The organism is Lachnospiraceae bacterium JLR.KK002 (assembly GCA_036941025.1).
Classification (GTDB): Bacteria; Bacillota; Clostridia; order Lachnospirales; family Lachnospiraceae; genus Petralouisia.
In genome coordinates this window covers 2,032,717-2,043,741 of sequence record JAYMNP010000001.1, presented here as the reverse complement: position 1 = coordinate 2,043,741, position 11,025 = coordinate 2,032,717, and the positions used below count along the sequence as shown (strand labels likewise).

Annotated in this window: 10 protein-coding genes; 5 read left to right on the top strand and 5 right to left on the bottom strand. The window is 36.1% G+C overall.

The window, feature by feature from the left end; translation table 11 throughout:
• The first annotated feature begins 121 nt into the window (after nt 1-121).
• The 5 genes from VSQ32_09855 (at nt 122) to VSQ32_09835 (ending at nt 6,475) form a co-directional block, all read left to right on the top strand.
• Complete coding sequence (locus tag VSQ32_09855; GenBank protein MEH2943152.1) at nt 122-472, top strand: hypothetical protein; 351 nt, start codon at nt 122-124, stop codon at nt 470-472.
• A 54-nt stretch (nt 473-526) separates the two neighbouring features.
• Entirely contained in the window at nt 527-1,540 is a 1,014-nt protein-coding gene (locus tag VSQ32_09850; GenBank protein MEH2943151.1) for a PDDEXK nuclease domain-containing protein, read from the top strand.
• 68 nt (nt 1,541-1,608) lie between these two features.
• Nucleotides 1,609-2,859 carry a three-Cys-motif partner protein TcmP gene (tcmP, locus tag VSQ32_09845; GenBank protein ID MEH2943150.1) on the top strand — a complete coding sequence of 417 codons (1,251 nt, stop codon included), beginning with the start codon at nt 1,609-1,611 and terminating at the stop codon, nt 2,857-2,859.
• Complete coding sequence (locus tag VSQ32_09840) at nt 2,856-3,632, top strand: radical SAM protein (GenBank protein MEH2943149.1); 777 nt, start codon at nt 2,856-2,858, stop codon at nt 3,630-3,632. The genes tcmP and VSQ32_09840 overlap by 4 nt, the downstream gene beginning before the upstream one ends.
• A 122-nt stretch (nt 3,633-3,754) precedes the next feature.
• Nucleotides 3,755-6,475: an ATP-dependent RecD-like DNA helicase gene (locus VSQ32_09835; GenBank protein MEH2943148.1), complete on the top strand. Its 2,721-nt coding sequence runs from the start codon at nt 3,755-3,757 to the stop codon at nt 6,473-6,475.
• A gap of 403 nt (nt 6,476-6,878) precedes the next feature.
• Here the strand turns inward: VSQ32_09835 and VSQ32_09830 are convergent, their stop codons facing one another.
• The 5 genes from VSQ32_09830 to VSQ32_09810 all read right to left on the bottom strand — a co-directional run bounded on the left by VSQ32_09830 (nt 6,879) and on the right by VSQ32_09810 (nt 11,020).
• Nucleotides 6,879-8,468, bottom strand: coding sequence for an IS66 family transposase (locus VSQ32_09830; protein MEH2943147.1), 1,590 nt, complete (start codon nt 8,466-8,468; stop codon nt 6,879-6,881).
• Between the two features lie 71 nt (nt 8,469-8,539).
• Nucleotides 8,540-8,884, bottom strand: a complete 345-nt coding sequence (gene tnpB / locus VSQ32_09825; protein MEH2943146.1) for an IS66 family insertion sequence element accessory protein TnpB — start codon at nt 8,882-8,884, stop codon at nt 8,540-8,542.
• Nucleotides 8,874-9,281 carry an IS66 family insertion sequence element accessory protein TnpB gene (locus tag VSQ32_09820; protein MEH2943145.1) on the bottom strand — a complete coding sequence of 136 codons (408 nt, stop codon included), beginning with the start codon at nt 9,279-9,281 and terminating at the stop codon, nt 8,874-8,876. Before VSQ32_09820 ends, tnpB begins: the two co-directional genes overlap by 11 nt.
• A 123-nt stretch (nt 9,282-9,404) precedes the next feature.
• Entirely contained in the window at nt 9,405-10,430 is a 1,026-nt protein-coding gene (locus tag VSQ32_09815; GenBank protein ID MEH2943144.1) for a ParA family protein, read from the bottom strand.
• A gap of 23 nt (nt 10,431-10,453) precedes the next feature.
• The gene (locus VSQ32_09810) at nt 10,454-11,020 is read right to left on the bottom strand and encodes a helix-turn-helix transcriptional regulator (protein MEH2943143.1); all 567 of its coding nucleotides are present in this window, start codon (nt 11,018-11,020) and stop codon (nt 10,454-10,456) included.
• Between the last annotated feature and the right edge of the window lie 5 nt (nt 11,021-11,025).

The window sequence follows — 11,025 nt, the reverse complement described above, 5'->3', positions numbered from 1 at the left end:
AATTTTTAGATGCGCTATTTATGTTTGAGAAATTTGCAGATATTTTGCGAGAATTAGAACACTAAAAAAGTTATGAGGTGGAAAAAGGGGAATGATACATTTTTATAAGGAACAAGTAGAATTGGCAGTAAAATTAGTTGATATAAAAAGCAAATATGATGATATAAAAGCTTCGAAGGATGTAGCTGAAATAGAGGCTATGATTCATACGGCAAAGCCGACTGTGGAGTTTGTCAATGCAGCGAAACAGTTAGACAAAAGAATCAATGAGGACTATCCTGAAATCAATGAAATGCATAACATAGCATCGAACATGGCAAATCCTGCAAGGATATGTCAGGACAAGTCATTTTCTGAATATGATGCGATTTTAAAAGATTTGAATAGTGACTTATATGGAATTTTGGCATCTGTATTATTAAAACATGGAAAGATTTCTTGTATTAAAGAGTTTATTGAAAGCGTTGATTAATATTTATCAAATTGAATTCGCTACATGCGTGTAGCGAATTGAGGAGAGTGAAAAATGGCGAATACAGAACTGATGGATACAGAAGATGAACTGAAATTTTATCAGGAAGTTCATGCTATACTGGATGAGGCAAAAAGTAAAATATATGAAGCTGCTAATAATATTATGACATATGCATATTGGAATGTCGGCAAAAGAATTATTGAACAGGAACAAAAGGGCAATAGAAAAGCAAAGTATGGTTCGTATCTTATAAAACGTCTTTCGCAAGAATTGTCCGATGAATATGGCACAGGATTTTCGGTTGCCAATATTAGGAATTGCAGACAATTATATTTGACATTTCCAAAAGAATCTTATGGATATTCATTGATTGGAAAAATTCATTGGTCACATCTTAGAACTATTATGCGGTTGGATGACGAGGAAGAACGGAATTTTTATTTGAAAGAGGTTGCAAATGAATACTGGTCTGTTAAGGAATTGGAGCGCAATATAAAATCCGGCTATTACAAACGCATTCTTTCAACACAATTTCCTGATAAAGTTGGACAAACTTCTAGTTTCGTGAAAGATCCATATGTTTTAGAATTTATGGGGATTAGAGATAATAAGGAAATTGCTGAAAAGGATGTTGAAAACGCAATTATCAGTAATTTGCAAAAATTTCTTTTAGAGTTGGGGAGGGGGTTTTGCTTTGTGGACAGACAGATGCGTATTTGCACCGAAACATCTGATTTTTATATTGACTTAGTGTTTTACAATTATATATTAAAATGCTTTGTATTGATAGATTTGAAAACTCATAAGCTGACTCATCAGGATATTGGACAGATGGATATGTATATCAGAATGTTTGATGATCTAAAAAGACAGTCAGATGATAATCCGACTATTGGTATTATCTTTTGCACAGATAAAGATGAAACGATGGTAAAGTATTCCGTTTTGAATGAGAGTGAACAGATATTTGCATCTAAGTATATGACTGTGTTGCCTACGGTAGAAGAACTAAGAAATGAGTTGGAACGTAATAAATTGATGTATAATGAAAACAAATTGGAATAATTCGCTACACACTGTGTAGTGAACTGGAAAATTTAAATAATGATAAGAAAAATAGCAAGGGGATTCTAATGCCAAAAGATAATAGAAACTTTTTTGAAAAGAAAAAAGATTGGTCGGAAATAAAAGACACTTTGCTTGGTGCCTATCTGAAACCGTACTTTCAAAAAATCTTGACGACAAGGCATCCTGTTTTTTATGTAGATTGTTTTTCGGGTAAAGGAAGATTTGACGATGGGAAACCGGGATCGCCAATTATAGCTTTGAATGTTCGGAAAGAGTGCATGGCAAGTACAAAATCAGAAAATGCAAGTATCGATATGTGCTTTATTGATTTAAATTATGCGCCTGAACTTGAAAAGAATTTGAGAGACTATGGGGACTTTAGGTGGAAGCCTATTATTGTATCTGGAAAATATGAAGAAAAAATAATTAAGGTTCTTGAGAATAAAAGAAATTACAATGTGTTTCTGTATATTGATCCATATGGGATTCAGGCATTAGATTCTGAATTGTTTGACAGATTTTCAATGTTTGCTTTCGCATCATTTGAGATGCTGATAAATTTTAATTCTTTTGGATTTTTTAGAGAGGCTTGTAGGGTTTTAAAGGTAGATTATACGAAGGATGCCGCATTAACAGACCTTGATGATTTGATTGAATATTCGCCGATACAGGTCGATTCCAGTCAAAAGTCGGTTGAACTGCTCAATAAAATTGCAGATGGAACTTATTGGCAGGATATAGTTAATGATTTTAATGCAGGACAAATTGATGGTTATCAGGCAGAGGAAAGGTTGTCAACCTATTATAAGCAACAGCTACAGAAAAGATACACATATGTTCTTGATATGCCAATACAGATAAAAAAGACAAATCATCCGAAGTATAGACTGATTCATGTATGTAATCATGAAGATGGATGTTTATTGATGGCACAAAATATGTTGAAGAGGACAGATGAATTAGTGCTGAATATACAAAGAGAGGGACAGATGTCGATTTTCGATTTTATGTCTGATGTGAGTACCGATAGTTCGGGAAAACAGACAACTATCTATGATGTGAAAAAGAAGATGTGTTCCTATTTACAAAACTATAAAGGTGAAGTGCATTTGAATAAATTGCTGGCAGAATTTTATGGAAAATATGGTTTGATTGGCTATATTAATATGGTTAATGACGCTCTTAAAGAATTGGAAACGGATGGGTTTATACAGATTTGCAGAAAACCACAATTTACAGGAAAAACCAGACAACCATCAAGATTTATGGAAGAAAAGGGAGGACGTAGCGTTATAATTAGGAGGCTGCAATCATGAAGAAAGTGGCTGGTTATATACAACGAAAGACAATGCTCTATGAAACGGGTGTGGAGTATGGGGATTATACTATGAATCATGTTCTGGGCTGTGCGCATGGCTGCAATTTCCCATGTTATGCTTTTTTACAGAAAAAGCGATTCGGGAAAATTCAAACATATGAACAATGGATTCAGCCTTATTTGGTGTCGAATACGTTACAACTTCTTCAACAGGAAATACCAAAATTAAAAGATAAGATTGAGTCCGTTCAATTGTGTTTTACGACAGATCCGTTTATGTATGAATATGATGAAATTGCACAAATGAGTTTAGATGCGATTCAGATGCTTAATGAAGCAGATATAAAATGTACAGTTTTGACAAAGGGCATGCTTCCGATAGAACTTGCGAATTACTCTAGGGATAATGAATATGGTATTACACTGATTTCGTTGGATGAGGATTACAGAAAAAAGATGGAACCATATACAGCAACATATCAAGCAAGATTGGCGGCTATGAAAGCATTGCATGATGCCGGTTGTAAAACATGGGTAAGCATAGAGCCGTATCCAACACCAAATTTGATTGATCAGAAGCTGAGTGAATTATTAGAAGCAGTATCCTTTACAGATAAAATTATCTTTGGACGGACTAATTACTGTAAAGAGGTATCTGCGTATAAGCGACATAAAAAGTTTTATAATGAGCAGGCGGAATATGTAATTGAGTTTTGTAAAAAGAGGAATATACTTTATCATATTAAGGAAAAAACAATTACAATGGAATAGATATGGAAAGGATGTGGTAAAAGTAAATTTATGGCATTATAGTAGCATAAGACGTGGCAGGACAAACAGTGTTTTGCTTCTCAAGTATGAATGAGAATAATACACAGAAAGAAGGTAAAGAAGTGTCTACAGAGAAAATAGATAGAGAAATACACCGTATAGATAATGCGATTTGCCGTCATATTGAAAATATCGAAAGAGATGATAGAGGAGAGGTGGCACAGGATGTTGTCACAGATTTGCGCCATTTTGTTGAGCATGTAATGTTAAAAATATATGCAAACAATCAGGATATTGAAGATAATTATGAAAACCTTTGTAAAGGTATAAAATATGTGGAATCAAAAGGGCAATATAAAAATATTGCAAGATTTCATGATTTTTTACAAATGGTAGTTTCACACTATAAGCCGGATGAAGAAAATTCAGAGCGTTTAATGCTTAAATATTATAACTATTTATATGAGATAAGAAAATTTCTTTTGGATAAATATAATTTTGGAGTTTTGCATAATTTGGAAAAGTTTCCCTTAAATGTAGATCCTAAGATGCAAGAGTATTATGCTAAAATAGCAGAGGAAATTGAAAAATTTGACATTATTGAAAATTGTACGAAAGGAAGTCGTTTTTATATTCAGAGGGTAAAACCTTTTTTTGTAAAGGGAGGACGTTATTTTGAGATTACATTCTGTGAAGCTACGGATAGGAATAATAAAACAGATCGTCTTATTGCGTTTACGAAAATTCCAATTATGAGTAACTATGCTTCAAGGATGCTAGTTGTTCCAACAGATATAGAAATAATGAATAAAAGAATGCCTATAAATATAATTATAGGGTGGGAGGTGGCAATTCGTGATTGTGAATTTAAAAATTTTTGTGGTATTATAACGGGCATAAAAAGTGATGCAGGGCATTCAGAAACGAGAAGTTTATGCCAATTTATGACAAGATATAGGATTAATCTTGTTGATATTGTTTGTATGTCTAAGAAAGAGTATGTAATATTAGAACAATCGATTAGAGACAAAGCCCAAGTGACAGTTGTTTTAAATGCATTATCAGAATGCAGAAGAATAATAAATAATAATATGGCGGGAGAGAATATTCTTCGTTTATTGTTATATTCAATGAATAACAACATGATCAAGTCTCAATATTATGGTATGAAGAGTCGTTATTTTTCTTTATACTTGAAAAATGGATGTATTCCGTTTGATAAAATACCTTTTAATTTTTCCCCGATAGACCATACGGTTAGATATAGTGTATTATTGGATTGCATAACTTATAAGGATAAAATAGATCAATTGTTGGCACGTCATATCAAGATAAATGCAGAAGTTAATGGAACAGTATTTACACAGATTGGGGAGTTGGAGGGATATGGAGATGTAAATGCCTTAATAGAGCGATACAACAATAGGTTATACTCTGGACATAGACCTCAGAGCGAAGTTAGAGTGCAAAATAATCACGCATTTATTTATAGTTATGTGGAGGACTGTAAATATATATTAGATAAACTTGTGCAATTATCTACAAATGGATTGCAGAATTATTCGATAGCGGTTTCAGCGTGGCTAGCGAATGAAAATACGGCATTTTATTGTGATGAAAAGAAAGATGTGTTAAAAGAAATATTTGCTAATTCTATGGTAGGGGTATTGTATGGTGCTGCAGGTACAGGGAAATCAACCTTTATTAAATTAATGTCGCAGTATTTTTCAGATAAAGATAAACTCTTTCTGGCACAGACAAATCCGGCAGTTGATAATTTAAAAAGGAAAGTGAATGTGGTAAATTGTGAATATTTAACCATTGCTAAGTTTATTTCTAATTCGAGGGTCAAATCAGAATATGATATTCTTATTGTTGACGAATGCAGTACGGTAAGCAATGCTCATATGAGGAAGGTGCTGGAAAAGGCTTCATTTAAGTTACTTCTCCTTGTGGGAGATACATTTCAGATTGCATCAATTAGATTTGGAAATTGGTTCAGTATTGTGAAACAGTTCATTCCAAAAACATCCGTATATGAGCTATTAGCACCATTTAGAAGTGAAGATGAACGATTGCTTGAACTTTGGAATCGTGTTAGGAATATGACGGATAACGTTAGTGAATTAATTTCGCGTTCAGAGTATTCTAGGAGATTAGATGATTCTGTTTTTGTTAAAGTAGAAAAAGATGAGATAATTCTTTGTTTAAACTATGATGGTCTGTATGGTATTAATAATTTAAATAGGTTCTTGCAAGAGAGTAATGAGAATAAATCTTATGAATGGGGATTGCAACAATTTAAAGTCGGTGATCCAATTTTGTTTAATGAGTCTGAAAGATTTGCTCCAGTCATTTACAATAATATGAAGGGAGTGATTAGGGGTATAGAAACAACATTTGATTCGGCTATGGGGGAAGTGATTATATTTGATGTGGAGTTGGATAAAATATTAGATGGATTAGATGCATCTGGGAAAGATTTTGAAATAATTGATGAATATGAGTGTGCTAATACAGTAGTTCGTTTTTTGGTATATAAAAGACGAAGTGAAGATGATGACGATGACATTACATCTAATACTATTGTTCCATTTCAAGTTGCATATGCCGTATCTATTCATAAAGCACAGGGATTGGAATTTGATTCAGTAAAGGTTGTTATAACTAACGAGGTAGATGAAAACATTAGTCATAATATTTTTTATACTGCAATTACAAGAGCAAGGAAACATTTGAAGATTTATTGGTCTCCAGAAGTCCAAGAGAAGATTCTTACATCAATACAGCCGAGAAATGATAATAAAGATATTGCATTATTGAAAAGGACTGTGCTTGATTAAAGATATTGATGCTGGTGCAAGGTGTATTTGCATTTTTCGTGATTTTATTCAAAGTGGATAAAGTGTGAAGAAAATATGAAAAGACATGTATGGATACAATTTGGGTACACCAGCTTTGACACCATATAAATGAGAAACAAAAACGCATCAAAAAGATACGATTTTGTGAGAAAAAGCAACGAAAAACAGGACTTGCAACGAACTGGAAAAAGAGTTCGAATAGTAAACAGAGAGCCGGGAAGCCGCATAAACAGCGGACTTTCCGGCTTTTGAAGTGGGGCGTGATACCTTTTTGATACCTATTTAGTAATTTCGATAATACGTAAGCGCCTAATTTCGGGGTGTATCCCTGAAGATGTATTCCGGATCTCACGCTAGAAATCCGGAACGCAAGCATTTTACTCTATTTTATGCTACAAAGCTCCTTCACACTTTCATTCCACGGAGCCAGTTTTTCGAGTTCTTCATCTGACATATCCTTGTTTGGTCTTTGTTCAAACAGGAAATTCAGATATTTGTATAGATCCAGACCATAGGCTTTTGCCATCTCAACTATTGTGAGATACAGCGTGTTAGCCTGTGCACCCTCCGGTGAATCAGAGAATAGCCAGTTCTTACGGCCTACTGTTACTGGTCGAATACTGTTCTCGCTGAGATTATTGCTGAAACTGCAACGACCGTCTTCAAGATAGGTCATCAGGAAGTCTTCCCGATTCCGGATATAGGTGATTGCCTTTTTGAGTTTTCCGTTACTGCCGGGATCCACCTGTTTCAGCCACGCCAAAAAGCCCTCAATAACCGGTTTTTCATCTTTGAGGCGGCGTGTGTATATTTGCTTATAACTAAGTCCTTTTTCCCGATAGGACCGTTCATATGCGAACAATTTTTCGCAATAGAGAAATCCCTGGACTGCGGGATTGGTATAATCCTTATCCATTCCCTTTGGTATGGATTCTAAAAGGTATCTGCGGATATGCGCAAAACAACAGCAGCGGTTCGTTTCCTGTACTTTGTTATAGCCCTGATATCCGTCGGCCATCAGATAGAATCCGGGGGCGATTCCATTTAAGAACCGTCTTGCATTTTCTCCTGCTCTCGTAGGAGTGTAATTATAGAGGATGATAGGATTCAGACCATCCTCTCCGGTACGGATCACCCAGAAGTAAGATTTTGTCTGGGCCCGCCTGCCATCTTCCTTCAGGACCTGTACCGGTGTTTCATCCATCATTAAAAACCTTCGGTAAAGAAGTTTTCGATGGAAGAAATCATACATCGGCTGTAAATACTCCTGTGCCGCAGTTATAAGATTTTTTGCCATAGTGCTGCGACTGATCGGAGCATTCAGCAGCAGGAAATCTTTTTCCTGTCTGTATAGCGGAAGATACAGACCATACTTCTGATAAGCAATCAGCGAAAGCAATGATTCTGACACATAGCTTCCTTCAATAAAAGCCGATTTACCGTTGTCTTTTATGAACTGGGGTTCCTCTGTATCTTTACACTGAGGGCAGCCATAAGTAGCTGCGATATATTCGATGCGCTCCAGCTTTGGTCTTGTATATACGATTTCAGTACGGATTACCTCTGTACCGATCGGAACCATTTGTGTTCCACATATGGAACAGATTTTATCTTCATCAGACAATGTATCAACCGGTACCTGTCTGGTGGGTAAATTCTCAAACTGTTCTTTCAGCGTTGGCTTTTTCTTCCGTGGTTTCTTAGGAAGTGCAACGACTTCAGGCTCGATAAGTTCCGGTGCTTTTTCTTCTTCTGCATCAAAAAGTCCCATTTGACCGGGGAACGGTTCCGCCCTGCGTTCGCTGGAGGAGCCAAAAAGTTTCTGCTTGAGCCATGCCATTTCAGCTTTGAGATTATCATTCTCCTGTTGTTGTCTGGCAATGGTTTCATTCAGATTTTTAATGGTCATATTCAGTTGTGATATCAGATCCTTAAGCTCTGAAAGCTGGATATCTTTACTGCTTTTTGCCATGTTTTTGCTCCCTGTTTTACTATAAATAGTATACCACAAAAACGGCGAAAAAGCCAGTAAAATCAACGGTTTCAGGCGGTCCGAAGAGCCTTTGGCTGTTCGATTTCAAGCCCTGACATCAGCCAGTCGAATTGCTGCCAGGTAATCGGTTTTACTTCGGAACTGTTACGGGGCCAACGGTATTTTCCGTGCACGACATCCAGCCTTTTATACAAAAGAACGTACCCATCCGGTTCACGTAAAAGAACCTTGATGCGGTCACATCTTTTGCCACAGAAAAGATAAATCGCATGACTGTCCGGCTCGGTTTTTATTTGATTCAGGATAATGGCGCACAGACCATCTATTGACTTGCGCATGTCAGTGTATCCGGTCACAATATAAATGTTGTCAGCAATAGAAATATCACCAAGCACGGCTGACACCTCCCAGGCACTGCATAGCACACCGGATCAGATTTTGATCTGCACCATTGAAGAAGCGGAGTGTAACATTACCTGCCACTAATTCTGCCGCAACAGCAGGTTCCGTATTTAATGCCGGAGGGCGATTATTTTGCTCTACTACAGGACCAGGTACATTCCCGCTAACCAGATTTACTTTGACAACATCCTGAACGGTCGCAGCACCTTCGGTTTTACTGTTGGAATCCGGAATAGTATAGCCACTTTTTCGGAGTTTGCTGACCCAGTTATAAAAAGTACCTGCATTGATGCCTTTCCTTTGGCACCACTGATAATCGGAAAGCCCGCTTTGCCGGCATTCCATGATGAGTTTCATCTGCTCATCTTTTCTGACAATTCGTTTTTGCATAATGATTGACTCCTTCGATTAGAGTGAAACACTTACGTCTAGCCTTCCAAATGGAGTAAAACGCTTGCGTTTCCTGGCAATCATTATAAAGAATATGGTGGGTAGATGAAATCTACCCCGAAATTAGGCGCTTACGATAATACGCTTTGCAAAGTCACTAAACGTATCATTAAAATCATCACGGCTTTTTTTCATATTTGCCCATACCTTTCCGGACTGTTCGATTTGCTCTTGAGTTAATAAAAATACTGGAGTGGTATGTGTTTGAGATTGGGCAATCAAACTGTTGAAGTCTGCAATATTAATAAGGTTATAATCTTCACTACAATATTGCCTTAAATTTGGTGCAATCATATTATTTTTTTGCAAAACAGGCACAAGTTTTTGAGAAACTAAATTATTTATATCTGTTATCCATTCTGAAAATGCTTTTACAGGTGACCCATTTCTTGGTCTATAACGTTGTTGTATAGTGCCAATAAATTTTGGAGAATCTTGTTTCATTTTGTATGTAGCATTTTTAAATATATCATTATTTTTTAAATTTTGATATGTGTCATTCCATTTAGGAAATACTTTTGTGAGTGATTCGATAGCCATATAGCAGAAATAATCAGGAGCACATGGAATAATAAAGTAATCACTTTCCATTAAAATATTAGCATTTGTTGCAGATATGCTTGGACTCATGTCCAATAATATATAGTCTAAAGCATATTCTTCAGCAGTTAATAAAAGTAGATTTCGCAATGCACCAGGCACGTTCCCGAACATAACCATAGAACCTGCTAAGTTTTCAGCAATGTTATAAGTGGCATCATATTCAGAAAAATCAATGTGACCGGGTAGTAGTAAAAGATTTTCGTTATCATCAAATTTATAGCAAACAGACGATCTTAATGGTTCTGGCTTATTATCAAAGACTGGTGACAGGGCTTCTTTTAGATTATGACCATTCTTTCTGTAAAAATTTGATAACTTATTTTCTTTATCGGAATTAAGGCATAAACCAGTTAAATTACATTGCGGGTCAGTGTCAACGATTAAAGTTTTATATCCCAATTCTGCTAATTTCCACCCTAAATGAAAAGTAGTAGTAGTTTTACTAACACCGCCTTTGTTATTAAATAAAGAAATTATTTTAGTCATTATTTTTCTCCTTTTCTAGTTGTTTAAGCTTTCCATTTGTAACTATTATTTTTCTTGTCTATTCCTTTTTCATCAACGCTACTACTCGTAGCAGGCCAGTTTATTTTCCATTCAAAATACTCGTCCTCTGAAATCTCTCCGCTTTTCAACTGTTCTTTCCGCAGACACCACTCCCGCATGAAATCATTGACTAATCCATACTCTAGCCACATACCCACTGGGGCATGAGCAGGCCAATCATCATTATCATAGTAACGCACCGACTTATCATCAGAAGCGTTGCATTTGCCGGGATTGCGAACAAGCTGAAATAAATGGATCGTGCTACGGTCATCTTCGTCAAGCCAAAGGAATGTAAGCATAATATCTTCGGCGCAACCGGGAGTAACGCCAATAAAATGGATATAATTGACGTTCAGTATCTTTGCCATTTCTATTAAAGTGTTGTTTTTGGGAACACGATAGCCGGATTCATACTGTGCGATACGAACATCAGCATTCCGTTCCTCATATCCCAATTTCAAGCCTAGTTCACGCTGTGTCAAGCCCCGGAACGTGCGTATTCTCTTTATCCGTTCTCCTAATACCATAATCA